This window comes from Collinsella sp. AF37-9 (assembly GCF_003475115.1).
In the GTDB taxonomy this organism is placed as follows: domain Bacteria; phylum Actinomycetota; class Coriobacteriia; order Coriobacteriales; family Coriobacteriaceae; genus Collinsella.
Genome location: NZ_QROQ01000013.1, coordinates 28,374 through 43,168 on the forward strand (window position 1 = coordinate 28,374; position 14,795 = coordinate 43,168).

At 61.4% G+C, this 14,795-nt stretch carries 11 protein-coding genes and 2 tRNA genes; 2 read left to right on the plus strand and 11 right to left on the minus strand.

All coding sequences use genetic code 11. The features are described 5' to 3' along the window. Positions 1-321: 321 nt before the first annotated feature. Together DW024_RS05400 and gltB are read right to left on the minus strand one after the other, a co-directional pair. Entirely contained in the window at positions 322-1,803 is a 1,482-nt protein-coding gene (locus DW024_RS05400; protein WP_118377152.1) for a glutamate synthase subunit beta, read from the minus strand. A gap of 5 nt (positions 1,804-1,808) precedes the next feature. Continuing rightward, a complete protein-coding gene (gene gltB, locus DW024_RS05405; protein ID WP_118377153.1) occupies positions 1,809-6,506 on the minus strand; it encodes a glutamate synthase large subunit in 4,698 nt (1,565 codons plus the stop codon). Between the two features lie 202 nt (positions 6,507-6,708). Between gltB and DW024_RS05410 the strand changes: the two genes are divergently transcribed. After that, a complete protein-coding gene (locus tag DW024_RS05410) occupies positions 6,709-7,965 on the plus strand; it encodes an Nramp family divalent metal transporter (RefSeq protein ID WP_118377154.1) in 1,257 nt (418 codons plus the stop codon). A 467-nt stretch (positions 7,966-8,432) separates the two neighbouring features. Here DW024_RS05410 and DW024_RS05415 read toward each other — a convergent pair whose 3' ends face one another. From DW024_RS05415 to DW024_RS05440, 6 genes are all read right to left on the minus strand, one after another. Then, the gene (locus DW024_RS05415; RefSeq protein WP_055251878.1) at positions 8,433-8,576 is read right to left on the minus strand and encodes a rubredoxin-like domain-containing protein; all 144 of its coding nucleotides are present in this window, start codon (positions 8,574-8,576) and stop codon (positions 8,433-8,435) included. Between the two features lie 89 nt (positions 8,577-8,665). Beyond that, positions 8,666-9,169 (minus strand): flavin reductase family protein, encoded by a 504-nt coding sequence (locus DW024_RS05420; protein WP_117839691.1) that lies wholly within the window; start codon positions 9,167-9,169, stop codon positions 8,666-8,668. 153 nt (positions 9,170-9,322) lie between these two features. Continuing rightward, entirely contained in the window at positions 9,323-9,793 is a 471-nt protein-coding gene (gene smpB / locus DW024_RS05425; protein WP_006235325.1) for an SsrA-binding protein SmpB, read from the minus strand. Then, the gene (locus DW024_RS05430; RefSeq protein WP_118377155.1) at positions 9,783-10,700 is read right to left on the minus strand and encodes a hypothetical protein; all 918 of its coding nucleotides are present in this window, start codon (positions 10,698-10,700) and stop codon (positions 9,783-9,785) included. The genes smpB and DW024_RS05430 overlap by 11 nt, the downstream gene beginning before the upstream one ends. Positions 10,701-10,797: 97 nt before the next feature. Beyond that, positions 10,798-10,874: transfer RNA gene (locus DW024_RS05435), tRNA-Glu, on the minus strand. A 17-nt stretch (positions 10,875-10,891) separates the two neighbouring features. Then, a tRNA-Gln gene (locus DW024_RS05440) sits at positions 10,892-10,965 on the minus strand. Between the two features lie 267 nt (positions 10,966-11,232). On the opposite strand from DW024_RS05440, the gene DW024_RS05445 reads away from it, so the two are divergent. Continuing rightward, complete coding sequence (locus DW024_RS05445) at positions 11,233-11,643, plus strand: hypothetical protein (protein WP_117564211.1); 411 nt, start codon at positions 11,233-11,235, stop codon at positions 11,641-11,643. Positions 11,644-11,715: 72 nt separating this feature from the next. Here DW024_RS05445 and DW024_RS05450 read toward each other — a convergent pair whose 3' ends face one another. The 3 genes from DW024_RS05450 to DW024_RS05460 form a co-directional block, all read right to left on the minus strand. Next, positions 11,716-12,075: an arsenate reductase family protein gene (locus tag DW024_RS05450; RefSeq protein WP_117564210.1), complete on the minus strand. Its 360-nt coding sequence runs from the start codon at positions 12,073-12,075 to the stop codon at positions 11,716-11,718. A 92-nt stretch (positions 12,076-12,167) separates the two neighbouring features. Beyond that, positions 12,168-13,220 carry a MupG family TIM beta-alpha barrel fold protein gene (locus DW024_RS05455; RefSeq protein WP_118377156.1) on the minus strand — a complete coding sequence of 351 codons (1,053 nt, stop codon included), beginning with the start codon at positions 13,218-13,220 and terminating at the stop codon, positions 12,168-12,170. Positions 13,221-13,337: 117 nt separating this feature from the next. Further along, positions 13,338-14,768 carry a PTS transporter subunit EIIC gene (locus DW024_RS05460; protein ID WP_055310344.1) on the minus strand — a complete coding sequence of 477 codons (1,431 nt, stop codon included), beginning with the start codon at positions 14,766-14,768 and terminating at the stop codon, positions 13,338-13,340. Between the last annotated feature and the right edge of the window lie 27 nt (positions 14,769-14,795).

Genomic DNA, 14,795 nt, shown 5'->3' on the forward strand with positions numbered 1-14,795 from the left:
GAGGAGGGTGGGCAACCGAGGCAAGCGCGGGCAAAATAGGCCTTCGACTGCAAACCAGATGCTAACCAAACACTTGACGGGACACTTGACCGAATGAGTCCACCGCAACAAAACCGCAGGTAGACATAGACAGCCAACCCGCCCTTTTGAGCCAGATGCCCGCAGCCACCACAGAAACAACAGGTGACCACAGCCCAAGAAGTCGACAAATGAACACCCGTACGTCGACAAACGAGCAAATCGCTCGCAAATCCGCAAGGAGTGTCCCCAACGACTAGACAAAAAATGACTAGTCATTGAGGACGTTCTTAAATGACTACTTTACAGCTCCAGCGCCTCGGCGACCTCGGCTGCGCAGGCCAGGGCATCGGCCATAGCACTCACCACGAGCGAGCTGCCGTTGCGGGCGTCACCGGCCACGTACACCGGTGCGGCATCCGCGGCGACACCCTCCGTGCGAGCCGCGAGGTGCGAGCCCTCGGCAGCCATCACCGGCAGCGGACGACCAGCGGTGGCAACAGGCACGCCCACCGCATCGAACACGCCGTGCTCGGGACCCGTAAAGCCGCAGGCGATGAGCACCAGCTGCGCCGGCACCTCGTGCTCGGAGCCCGCGATGCGCTCGGGCTTTCCCGCCGACCAGTCCAGATCGACCACGCGCAAACCCGCAGCCGCACCCTTCTTGTCCAGCAGCACCTCGAGCGTATCCACGCCCCAGGCACGCATCTCGTCACCCATCGCAGCGATAGCCTCCTGCTGGCCGTAGTCGGTCTTCTTAACGTTGGGCCACTGCGGCCAGGGGTTGCTCGCCGCGCGCTTATCGGGCGCAGCCGGCAAGAACTCAAACTGGCGCACGCTGCGCGCGCCCTGACGCACGGCGGTACCCACGCAGTCGTTTCCAGTATCGCCACCGCCAATGACCACAACGTCCAGGCCGCGCGCGTTCACCGCGGGCTCGCTGCCATCGAGCACCGAGGCGGTCGAAGCCGTCAGGTAGTCCACCGCGTACACCACGCCCGGAGCATCCACGTTCGCAGCCGAAAGCCCGCGGGGCGCACGAGCGCCGACAGCCATCACGACGGCGTCAAAGTCATCGAGCTCGGCCGCCACCGCAGGGTTCGTCACATCGGCGCTCAGCTCAAACACAATGCCCAGCTCGCGCATGAGCGCCACGCGACGCTCGACCACGGACTTCTCGAGCTTCATGTTGGGAATGCCGTACATGAGCAGACCACCCGGGCGGTCGTCGCGCTCAAACACCGTCACGCGGGCGCCACGACGCGCAAGCTCCCATGCTGCCACCAGACCAGCAGGACCGGAGCCCACCACGGCAACCGTGGGCGCGCCCTCCCCTGCCGGCTCAAAGCGACGCGGGCCGCCGTTTGCCCATTCGCGGTCGCTGATCGCACGCTCGTTGTCATGGATCGTCGTGGGCTGGCCATCGACCGAACCCAGGTTGCACGCGGCCTCGCACAGCGCCGGGCAAACGCGACTCGTGAACTCAGGCATGGGCGAGGTGAGCGACAGGCGCTCGGCAGCCTCGTCCCAGCGGCCGCGGTACACCAGCTCGTTCCACTCGGGAATCAAGTTGTGCAGCGGGCAGCCGCTCGGACGTGCCTTGCCAAAGCTCGCGCCCATCTGGCAAAACGCCACGCCGCACATCATGCAGCGGCTCGCCTGGGCACGGCGTGCATCGTCGTCGAGCTCAACGTACAGCGGATCGAAATCACGGCTGCGCTCCTCCACGGGGCGAAGCTCGTGGGTCACACGATCGATATCAAGAAAAGCACCGGGCTTACCCATGGCACTTACGCCTCCTTCTTGGTCGAAGCAACAGAGCTGGCAGCCACAGACGCAGCGCCAGCAGCACCGCCCGCCACATCAAAGCGATCGACATCCGCGGCGCTCGCGCGACCGGTCACAATGTCAAACGCCAGCTCCTCGGCCTGCGCATGCGTCTTGCCGACGGCCTCGGCGGCGGCGACAATCGCCAGCACACGCTCGTACTCGGTCGGAATGACCTTCACAAAGTGCTTGCTCATCGTCTCAAAGCTGTAGAGCAGCTTGATGCCGCGCGGGCTCTGCGTCGCGTCCACGTGCTCCTGGATGAGCGCACGGACCTGCTCCAGCTCGCCGGCCGTCGGGGCCTTGAGCTCGACGCTCTCGTGGTTCACGCGGGCATCGAGCGTGCCGTACTGGTCAAAGACATAAGCCACGCCACCCGTCATGCCGGCAGCGAAGTTCTGCCCGACCTCGCCCAGGATGAGCGCCAGGCCACCCGTCATGTACTCGCAACCGTGGTTGCCGCAACCCTCGACCACCACGGTGGCACCGGAGTTGCGTACGCCAAAGCGCTGGCCGGCCAGGCCGTTGATGAAGCCACGGCCGCTCGTGGCGCCAAAGAACGCAACGTTGCCCACGATGATGTTTTCGTCGAACTTATAGGTCGCATGCGGGTTGGGGCGCACCGACACCTCGCCGCCCGAAAGGCCCTTGCCAAAGTAGTCGTTGGCGTCGCCGCACACGTTGAGCGTAATGCCGCGCGGCAGGAAGGCGCCAAAGCTCTGACCGGCCGATCCATCGCAATCGATGGTGATGGAGCCGGCGGGCAGGCCCTCGGGATGTGCCTTGGTCACCGCGTTACCAAGGATGGTGCCCACGCAACGGTTGACGTTGGCGATATCAGCGCGGAAGCGAATCGGACGCAAGTGGGCACGGGCATCGGCCGTGTAGGGCACGAACAGCGTGGAGTCGAGCGTCTTGTCGAGCTCGCTGTCCGCGGCCATCTGCGGCAGGAAGTGACGACCGTCGGCACCCGGGATGTGGGCACCGAACTCGCAGGTCGCGCTCGCCAGCACGGGCGTCAGATCGAGCAGGTTAGCCTTGCGGTTGCCCGGGACCTCGATCTGGCGCAAGCACTCGGGATGGCCGACCATCTCGTCGACGGTGCGGAAGCCCAGGCTCGCCATGACCTCGCGCAGTTGCTCGGCAACAAAGAGCATAAAGTGCTCGACGTGCTCGGGCTTGCCGCGGAAGCCGCGACGCAGGCGGCAGTTTTGCGTGGCGATGCCGGCGGGGCAGGTATCCTGCTGGCAGTCGCGCTGCATGAGGCAGCCCATCGAGATGAGCGGCATGGTCGCAAAGCCAAACTCCTCGGCGCCCAGCAAGCAGGCGACGGCAACATCGGTGCCGTCCATGAGCTTGCCGTCGGCCTCGAGCACCACGCGTGAGCGCAGGCCGTTTTGCAGCAACGTCTGCTGGGCCTCGGCAAGGCCAAGCTCCAGCGGCAGACCGGCGTGCCAGATCGAATCGCGAGCAGCGGCACCCGAGCCGCCATTGTGGCCGCTGATCAAGATCTTGTCGGCAGCGCCCTTGGCCACACCGGTGGCGATGGTGCCGACGCCGGCCTCGCTGACCAGCTTGACCGACACGCGTGCGCCAGGGTTGGCGTTCTTAAGGTCAAAGATGAGCTCGGCCAGGTCTTCGATGGAGTAGATGTCGTGATGCGGCGGAGGCGAGATCAGGCCGATGCCGGGCGTGGACTGACGGACCTCGGCAATCCAGGGGTAGACCTTCTTGCCGGGCAGGTGGCCACCCTCGCCGGGCTTGGCGCCCTGGGCCATCTTGATCTGAATCTCGAAGGCGCTGCACAGGTAGCGGCTCGTCACGCCAAAGCGCGCACTTGCCACCTGCTTGATCGCGGAGTTCTTGGAATCACCGTTAGCCAGCGGGGTCTCGCGACGCGGATCCTCACCGCCCTCGCCGGAGTTGGAACGGCCGTGCAGGCGGTTCATGGCGATGGCCATGCACTCGTGTGCTTCCTTGCTGATAGAGCCGTACGACATGGCGCCGGTGTTAAAGCGGCGGACGATGTTGAGCGCGGGCTCGACCTCGTCGAGCGAAACCGGCGTGCGGCCGCTGGCATCAAAGTCGAGCAAGTCGCGCAGGCGCACGGCACGGCCGGTACGGTGCAGACGGGCGCTGTACTCCTTAAAGGTGTCGTAGCTGTCCTCACGGCAGGCGGTCTGCAGCAAGTAGACAGTCTGAGGGTCGATCAGGTGATCCTCGCCGCCGATCGGGCGCCACTTGGTCAGGCCCAGCGTGGGCAGCTGATCGGGAGCCGGGCTCTTAAGGATGGCGAGCGCGGCGTCGTAGCGCTCGTTTTGCTCGCGCTCAACGTCCTCGACACCCATACCGCCCACACGGCTCACCGTGCCGGCGAAGTACGCGTTGACGAACTCCGGCGTAAAGCCCACGGCCTCGAAGATCTGCGCCGAATGGTAGCTCTGCACCGTGGAGATGCCCATCTTGGACATGATGGAGACGATGCCGGCGGTCGCAGCCTTGTTGTAGTTGGCGATGCCCTGCTCGGCCGTCACGTCCAGGTCGCCGTGTGCCGCCAGATCGCGGACGCACGCATGTGCGCTGTACGGATAGATGCCGCTCGCGGAGTAGCCCACCAGTGCCGCAAAGTCGTGCGGAGACACGGCGTCGCCGCACTCCACCACGATATCGGCAAAGGTACGCACGCCGACGCGGATCAGGTGGTTGTGCACGCAGCCCACGGCAAGCAGCGACGGCACGGGCACCTCGCCCGCTCCGGCGCGATCGCTCAGCACCACAATGTTCGCGCCGTCGCGAACCGCGGCCTCGACGTCTTCGGCAAGCTGCTTGAGCGCAGCCTGCAGCGCGCCCTCACCCGCGTCGCGGCGGTACACGGCACGGAAACGGCGGGTCTTAAAGCCAACACGGTCGATGGCACAAATGCGGTCGAACTCCTCCTCGCTCAGCAGCGGGCGCTCCAGACGCACCAGCTGGCAGGCCGTGCGGGAATCCTCGAGCAGGTTGCCGTGGTTGCCCAGGTAGAGCGTGGTCGAAGTTACCATATGCTCGCGCAGGGCATCGATCGGCGGGTTCGTGACCTGGGCGAACAGCTGATAGAAGTAGTCAAAGAACGAGCGGGTCTTCTTTGACAGGCAGGCCAGCGGCGCGTCGATACCCATCGAAGCGAGTGGGGCCTTGCCCTGCTGGGCCATAGGACGCACGACCTCGTCGACGTCATCCCAGTGGTAGCCGAGCTTGGCCATGCGCACAGCGGCGGGCACCTCGGCATCCTCGGCGGACGCGGGCGCGGCGGGCTCATCGAGCGCGTCGACGGTCAGCGTCTCCTCGGCAATCCAGTCGCGGTAGGGCTTCTCCTTGACATAGCGGGCGCGCAGCTCGTCGTTGTAGATCACGCGACCGCGGGCAAAATCGACCTCGAGCATCTGACCCGGTCCCAAGCAGCCGCTCGTCAGGATGTTCTCGGGGCGCACCTCGATGGTGCCCACCTCGCTTGCCAGCATAAAGCGACCGTCGCGCGTCACGTAGTAGCGAGCCGGACGCAGGCCGTTACGGTCGAGGGCAGCGCCCAGGGTGCGACCGTCGGTAAAGGCGATGGCCGCCGGGCCATCCCATGGCTCCATGAGCATGGACTGGTAAGCGTCGTAGGCGCGGCGCTCCTCACTCAGACTGTCGTTGTGGTCCCACGGCTCGGGCAGCAACATGGACGCGGCACGCGTGAGCGGGCGGCCGTTCATGACCAGGAACTCAAGCACATTGTCCAGAATCGCGGAGTCGGAACCCTCGCGGTTGATGATGGGCATCACGCGCTCAAGATCGTGCTGCAACACGGGGCTGTACAGGTTGGGTTCGCGGGCGCGAATCCAGTTGACGTTGCCCTTGAGAGTGTTGATCTCGCCGTTGTGAATGATAAAGCGGTTGGGGTGCGCGCGCTCCCAGCTGGGCGTGGTGTTGGTGGAGTAGCGCGAGTGGACGAGCGCCACGGCCGTCTTGACGGCGGCGTCGTTGAGGTCGATGAAGAAGCGGCGCATCTGCGTGGCGACCAGCATGCCCTTGTACACGATGGTGCGCGAGCTCATGGAGCACACGTAGAAGATCTTGTCGCGCAGGGCAAACTTGGCATCGGCCTTCTTTTCGATGGTGCGGCGGCACACGTACAGGCGACGCTCAAAGGCATCGCCGGCGGGCGTGTCGTCCGGACGGCCCAGGAAGGCCTGCAGGATAGTAGGCATGCAGGCGCGGGCCGTCTCGCCCAGGTCGTGCGGGTCGACCGGCACCTCGCGCCAAAAGAGCAGCGGCACGCCAGCCTCGGCGCAGCCCTCCTCAAACACGCGGCGGGCATCCTCTACGCCCTTGTCGTCCTGCGGGAAGAACAGCATGGCCACGCCATAGTCGCCCTCTGCCGGCAGAATCTGACCGCACTTTTGAGCCTCTTTACGGAAAAAGTGATGCGGAACCTGGAACAGGATGCCAGCGCCATCGCCGGTATTCTTCTCGAGTCCCGTGCCGCCGCGGTGCTCCAAGTTGACCAGAATGGACAGCGCATCGTCCAGAATCTGGTGATGGCGCTCACCGTTGATATCGGCAAGCGCGCCGATGCCACATGCATCGTGGTCGAATTCGGGGCGATAAAGGCCCTGCTGCTGAGCGGAATCTGCCTGCATCGCGATCCTCCCCTAGATATTAGTCAGTCAGTTGAATAGGCATACTAGGAGCATCGCCGGCCCGCTGTGTTTCCCGCCCGTTTCGAAACAATCGCGTAACGCACGCAATTATTTTGTTAGTCGTGGTTAACTTTAAAGTCCAAAACGGGTATCCTTTGCGGCGTCAAGCAAACGGCACGTCGCCCATACACAGGAATCGACCATGCTCAACCATCTCAAACAACACTTTGGCTCCCGACGCACCGGTGGTCACGGAGGCCTAGACATTGCGCGGCATATCGGCCCCGGGCTGCTCGTGACCGTCGGCTTTATCGACCCGGGCAATTGGGCCTCCAATATGGCCGCGGGCTCGCAGTTTGGCTACGCGCTGCTGTGGATCGTCACGCTGTCCACGATTATGCTCATTGCGCTGCAGCACAACGCGGCACACCTGGGTATCGCCACGGGCGCCTGTCTTGCCGAGGCCACGACCCGCTTTCTCCCCCGCATCGTGGGACGCGCGGTGCTCGGCAGCGCCTATCTCGCGACCATCGCCACCACCATGGCCGAAGTCCTGGGCGGCGCGATTGCCCTTCAAATGCTCTTTGGGCTACCCGTGCGCGCGGGCTGCGTCATCGTGGCGGCAGTATCGATGGCGATGCTCATGACCAACTCCTACAAGCGTGCCGAACGCTGGATCATCGCCTTCGTAGGCGTGGTAGGACTCTCGTTTTTGGCCGAGCTTGCGCTGGTCAAGGTCGACTGGCCGCAGGCCGCCGCAAGCTGGATCACACCCAGTATGCCCACTGGCTCTGCCGCGATTATCGTGAGTGTCCTGGGCGCGGTCGTTATGCCCCACAACCTCTTCCTGCACTCCGAGGTCATCCAATCCATGCACTTCGAAGGCCAAGGCGAGCAGGTTATCGAAGAGCGTCTACGCTACGAGCTCTTCGACACGCTCTTTTCGATGGGCGTGGGCTGGGCAATCAACTCGGCCATGGTCATCCTGGCCGCAACGACCTTCTTTGCGCACGGCATCGTCGTAGACGACCTCGCCGTCGCAGCGGCCACGCTCTCCCCCATCTTGGGCCCGGCGAGCTCGGCCATCTTTGCGGTAGCGCTGCTGTTCGCGGGATTATCGAGCAGCGTGACAGCGGGCATGGCGGCGGGAACCATCACTGCGGGCATGTTCGACGAGGAATACGACATCCACGACCGACATTCCTCGGTCGGGGTGGCGGCCTGTTTTGCCGGCGCAGTGGCGGCGTGCCTGGTCGTTCCGAATCCTTTTGAGGGTCTCATTTGGAGTCAGGCACTGCTGTCGCTTCAGCTGCCGATTACGGTCTTTGTGCTCATACGACTCACCAGTTCGCCCCGTGTCATGGGCAAATACGCCAACTCGCGCCCGCTCAACGCGCTGCTCGTAGGGATCGGTGCCATCGTGACGATTCTCGATGTCGTGTTGTTGACAGGGATGTAATGGGGCGGGGCACCTACCCAGGCAAACGTCTCGATCTGTAACATCTAGACCCGCTTTTGATGTCTAGATGTTACAGATCGAGATCATTCCGAGGGACAGCTCCGTTTGTCTCGATCTGTAACAGATAGACCCCGTTTTCGCCGTTAGATGTTACAGATTGAGATCTTCTGCCGAACGGGTTTGGTTTGTCTTGATCTGTAACAAGTGGACCCAATTTCCGCTTCTAGATGTTACAGATCGAGACATTTCTTCAGCTCCAACCTTTTGTCTCAATCTGTAACAGATAGGCCCGTTTTGAGCCGCCACATGTTACAGATTGAGACAAACGGTCGGCCGGACTCACGACAGGCAGGATCGGCTAACAGCAGCCGTGATCCCTTAGGGACGGAAGAAAAGGGCCCCGGCCGAGAATTCGACCGGGGCCCTTGGACAGAGTTATGTGTTGCTGCAAGTCGTGTGCCTGCGAGCTACTCCTCGACGAGCTCAAACTGATCGGGACCGACGCCGCACACCGGGCACACATAATCCTCGGGCAGCTCGGGCGTATCGACCTCAACCTCGTAACCGCAAACGACGCACACGAACTTATACGTCTTCTTCTCCTCAGCCATGATGTTCTCCTCTCGAACGTGACTGGTGATGTACTTCATTTATCAGTATAGATTCTCAATAATATAATGCAAGTATTTTTAAAACATTTCTAGCCTTGATACGAGGACGCCTTCGGAGGCGTCTTGCCCTTCAGGACCTTATGGTAGTAATCGTAGGTGAGCGGCGTCTCGTCACTCAGGCGTTCGGCATCCTCGACCTCGCCGATAAACAGTAGATGCGTGCCCACATCCACAGTGTCGATCAGACGGCAGCTAAACAGGGCCGCCGCATGCTCGGGCACATAGGGCATGCCCAGAGCCGTCTCGCGGGTCTCGTATTTGGCAAACTTGTCATAGTTGCTGCTGGTGCGAAATCCAAAGTTGCCAATGTAGAGCATATCCGCCGTCTGGTCGATCACGGTCAGCGCAAAGGCCTTGGCAGTCTCGATCACGCCAGCGGTCACATTTTCCTTGTTTACGGCAACCGAGATGCGAGGTGGTGCTGCCGTCACCTGCACCGCCGTGTTGATAACGCAGCCGGCACGCAGCCCGTCGGCCGCGGCACTCACCACATAGAGCCCACTCGGCATGGTAAAGAACGCAGTTTTGTCCATAACAAGTACTCCCCTAACCCGGGATTGAACCTTAAGACTGTATGTACCCATAAAAAGCGGCGCCCATAACGGACGCCGTCTTTTGGAAATGTATAGCAAAACAGCAAGGAAGACGGGGCGGGCGCGGTAGGGCACCTTCCCGTGAACTCGCTCCTAGCGGTTGCGTTCTTTAAGGGCGCGATCGATTTCGCGTTGAACATCGCGTTTGGCCATGTCCTCGCGCTTGTCGTAGAGCTTTTTGCCTCGGCCCAGGCCCAACAGCAGCTTTACGCGGCCGTCGGTATTAAAGTAGAGCTCCAACGGTACCAGCGCATAACCACGGTTGCGAAGTTTGCCGTCGAGAAAATCAATCTCCTTGCGGTGTAGCAGCAGACGACGACGGCGATCAGGATCGCGATTCCACACGCCGCCATGGCTATAAGGGTGAATATGCAGGCCAACGAGCCAGCACTCGCCGCCACGAATCAGCGCGAAGGTATCGGTGATCTGGCAGGCGCGCTCGCGAATCGACTTGACCTCGGTGCCACTCAGCTCAATGCCGCACTCAAACGTCTCATCGATAAAGTACTCGTGATGTGCCGAGCGATTCTTGGAAATGAGCTTGCGCTCGCGCTTACTGGGCATCGCCGGCCTCCTTGGCGCCATCGGCGTTTGAGCCCGCGGCGTCGCGCTTTGCCTTGCGCTCAGCATTGAGCTCGGCATCGCTCTCGCGCACCAGTTTGATAATCGCCGCGCAGGCCTCCTCGCCCACCAAATCGCGAGCACGCACCGTCAGGCGCGTCGCCTCCTGCTTGTCGCCGTCGCTTGCAGCATCGGTCGCACACATGATCAGGCAAATGGCAATCTCAGCCGAAGGCGAGGTCGGCACGCCTTGCAGGCTCAGCTCGCCCATCACGTGCTCATCGCTCTCCTCGGCGGCATCGGGGTAGGCAGTATGAATCTTGTTGAGCAGACGCGTCGTATGCGCATCGCCAGGCGCCAGACGCAACGCCAGGCGCGCACAACCCACGGCGGCCGAGACATTCTCGGTCTCGGGCTCCAAGAAGTACTGGCCCAGGTTGGCATAGGCGCGGGCGGCGCACTTGCCATCGCTTGCACGCTCCAGCACCGAGTACGAGAGCGATGCCCATTCCTGCTTGTCCTCGAGCGCGCGGAACAGCTCGGCCAAGTCCAAGCGGTAGTTGCAGTTCATGGGATCCCAACGCACAGCCTGCATCAGGGCATTACGAGCGCTCACATAATCCTGCTGGCGAATGTAGGCAAACGCCATGTCGGAGTACAGACGGTCAAAGGGCGGCTCGACCTGCAGGAGCTCGCGCGGATCCTTCTCCACGCGGCGATAGGCCAGGCGCTCAAACTTGCTGTCGAAGCTAAAGTACTGGCGCTTCTCCTCCGTCTTGCACTCAGCGTCGATATACTCCTCGGCGAGCTCCACCAGACGCTCAAGCAGCGGCGTCGCCGTAGCCAGGTCGCCCTGCGCCAGATAGTTCTCGGCATACGTGATGTCTTCCAAGCTGATAGGCAGGTCCATGACAACTCCTCGGTCCGGGCGGCAGACTCAACGCGCGCCTTAAATATCGGTCAATACACAAAACCCGGGTCTCTTACGAGGCCCGGGCGTTCAATTTTGGTAGCCCGTACCAGATTCGAACTGGTGATCTCCGCCTTGAGAGGGCGGCGTCCTAAACCGCTAGACGAACGGGCCATATGTAGCAAATGCAATGGCTGGGATGGAGGGAGTCGAACCCCCATTGACGGAACCAGAATCCGCTGTCCTGCCATTAGACGACATCCCAATGACTGCATCGCTGCGCTCGGCTGTGCCTTTGCGCAAGAAAGAAATATACGGGAAGTCCGGCCGTGACGCAAGCCCCAATTTTGACTTTTTTTGAAATTCAGTCAAATACGGCCAACACGTGAAGGACCTGTGAAGTCGACCGCTGCACACGAAGGGCAAAACGCCGCGAGCGGTAGCCGTCAACCGTTGGCAGATTCTACCGCGAAAACGATAGCACCAGGCAACACAATCGAAGTATCAATGATCACGTAGATATCGAGGCGCCATGGACGAAGAGCTTGATTACCTATGGGAGACCCTGGGCCTCGAGATCACTGCTGACCTTTGGCCCGAACGGGACAAAATCCATCCCACTCTGCGCCCCGCCATCACGGTGATGCAGGCAAAATACCGCCGTGCATCCTTTTTGATCATGCGGATGTCATGGCACGCGGGGCTCCCCGACCTTAAGCGAATCCAGGCAAGCCTCGTCGAGCTGTCCGGTATGCCGACTGTCATATCCGAGGCGCACCTGGAGCAGCGACAGCGCGAGCGACTGCAACAGCAGCGGATTCCCTTTATCTGCCCCGGTGTTCAGGCATATCTGCCCTTTATGGACGAGGAGTACTGGAGCGGCAAGCCCAACAAGCACGTAAAGGTCTACGATCCGCACGAATGGGCACAGCTCGAGGATTGAGCCGAGCGAGCCCGCCGATGGAAAACACGTCCCACCCTGAGCACTCAAAACGGGTCGCACTTTCCGCAGCCGCTACAGCAACGCCTCGACCCAAGCCGATTCCCTAAAGCCGGGAATCGCAAAGTCGTCGCCCACCAACAGCGGACGCTTAACCAGCATGCCGTCGGTCGCCAACAGCTCGTAGCACTCCCGATCCGTCATGCCCGCATCTAGACGCGCCTTCAGGCCCAGCTCTCGATATTTCATGCCCGACGAATTAAAGAAGCGCCGCACCGGCAGTCCCGAACGAGCAATCCAGGTCGCAAGCTCATCAGCCGTGGGATTGTCCAAAACGATATCGCGGTCGATATACTCTACCCCGTGTTCGTCCAGCCATGCCTTGGCCTTCTTACAGGTCGAGCACTTGGGATATTCAACAAACAGTACGGTCATGGGAATCCTCCGAATATAGATCGGCCAACGCAGGCACACGCCACACGAGGCGCCTTCGCATGATGGGCCAATTGTAGCCCACGGGTCACACGCTAAACGAACCGTACCCCGAATCCGCGTTTGATGAACGGCAGCAGCTCCATTGCCTCGGGCGTGATATGGCCCGCAACGTTCATGCGCTCGTCACTGGGAAGATCGACCCGCGCAATCTCAAGCTCGCCTTCGTAGCGCCCATAGCCGCTATTGCTCACAGCGATCGACCCCGTCTTTCGTGACAGGCCGGCACCGGCATCCATCGGCACGGAATCCGGCTTAAGCGTCGTACGCGACTCCTGAGACCTAAAGATGAGGGTGCTCGAATCGGGTCGGTCGTGATGAATCTGCCCACGTACATAGGCATAACCGGGCTCAAGCTCGCATTGCAGGTCCACGTATCCGGCGGAAACATGAGCAAACTGCGTCCAGCCCGCATCGGAAAGATCGGGGTCGCCGGCCAACACAATGTCGCAATCGGCGCCATGTGCAAGCTCAAGCATATTGAGAGCAACCTTTGACGCGCGACCGCGCTGTGCCTCGACCGTCGGCAGTCCCTCGAATACCGGCCCGCGAACGTTGGCATCACCCGGCACAAAAGCCATGATTTCGAATCCAAGCGCCGCAAGACGAAGATTCACCCGAGCAATGTCCTCCAGAGCTAAACCGGTATAAGGCTTGGGGTAAAAATTGTGACAGGCGGCAAAACGAGTCACATCGGCACCGGCCTCACACCACGATGCGATTTCATCAGAACTCACCGTCGATGCATTGACCACAATGCGAAATACACCGGACAGCTCCGCGACCCGCTGGGCGCTAAAGCCATAGTCCAAACGAAGGTATTCCAACCCCAGATCGCGCAGGTCCTCGATGCGCTCAAGCCCGAGCAAATCGCACGTGCGCGGCCCCACATCGGCGATGAGCGCAATGCCGCGGGCGGAAAGCAGCGACAGCACATGACGGACCTTATCGGCATACGCCGCTCCCCCATCCTCGGGAATATGCAGTGAGGTGAACGCGTAGCGCGCCCCCGCCGCGGCACCACGCTCAATCGTCCGCTCAATATCCTGCAAAGGGCTGGAAAGATAAATCGAAATACCCGTTTTCACGCTTCAACACTCCTTTAAAAAAGGCCGGCGGAGCAGTTAGCCCCGCCGGCACAACCATAGCATCAAGAAATCTGCCGCGCGCCGCGAGCCCTGAGCAACACGGCTCGCGATATCAAACTACTCGCCAAAGAACTCGTTGATCTTCTGCTCGTCGACGCCAAAGAACCACGTCAGGACAAAGCCAGCGGCATAGGCAAGCAGCATAGCGGCAACGTAGCCGAGCTGCTGACCAGGAACGACGATCAGCAGGCCAAACAGACCGGAAACGCCCTGAGAAACCGTGCCGATGTGAAGCAGCGCCGCGAGCGCGCCGCCAAATCCGGCACCCAGGCAGGCCGTCACAAACGGACGAACGAGCGGCAGCGTAACGGCATACATCAGAGGCTCGCCCACACCCAGGATTCCAACGGGAATGGACTCTGCAACGTACTTCTTGAGCTTGGCGTTCTTGGTCTTAAAGTACAGCGCCAAACCGGCACCGACCTGGCCGCCGCCAGCCATCATAAGGATGGGAAGCAGGTAATTGATACCCTTGGTAGCGCCGTCGGGATCGTTGAGCATAGCGTGGATCGGCGTGAGCGCCTGATGCAGGCCGACGGAAACCAGCGGCAAGAAGCCTGCCGACAGGATATAGCCACCCAGGACGCCCAGCTTCTCGAAGATAAAGGTCAAAACGCTAAAGATGGCAGTCGTCAGCCATGCGCCAACCGGCTGGATGACGAGCATCAGAGCAAAGGCGCCGATGATGAGCACCAGCAGCGGGGACAAGAACGTGTCGAGCGCGTTGGGCATAACCTTGCGAATCTGACGCTCCATCCAGGCAAAAAATGCGCCAGCGATAAGAGCCGCGATCATGCCGCCCGCTGCGGGGTTGTACTGCGCATTGGTGAGCGGCAGCAAGATGGCAGTGGCAGGATCGGCCGCGCCAGGCGCAAGCAGGGGCATGGCACTGTTGGCAATACACATCATGCCGGCGATGCCGCCCAGCGCAGCGGAGCCGCCAAACTCACGTGCCGCGTTATAGCCCACCAAGATGGGCAGATAGGCAAACAGGGCCCAGCCCATGGAGCGAATGCCCTGGTACCACCACTCGCCTGCAAGCGCGCCTGCCGTCGAGACGTTAATGACGTTGCAGATACCGTTGATGAGGCCAGCCGCAATGATGCCGGGAAGCAGGGCGACGAAGACATTGGAAATCTTCTTGAGGAAGGCCTGAACCGGCTTGGACTCGTACTTGGCCTTCTGCGCGGCCTTGTTTGTGGCCGCAGCGTCAACCACGCTCTCGTCAGCAACGCCTTTCGCAAGGCCGGTGAGCTTGGAGAACTCCTCGAGCACCTTATTCACCTTGCCCGGACCCAGCACGATCTGCATCGTGTCGTCCTCGACCAGGCCCATCACGCCGTCGAGTGCCTTAATGCCCTCCGTGTCGACGTTGCCCGCGTCTTTGACGGTCACGCGCAGGCGCGTCATGCACGCCGCGTTTGCGAGCACGTTGTCTTTACCGCCCAAAAGGTCCAGCAGCTTTTGAGCCAGCTCTTTGTTCGTCATAACTCCTCCTTGTATTGGGTATCTCGT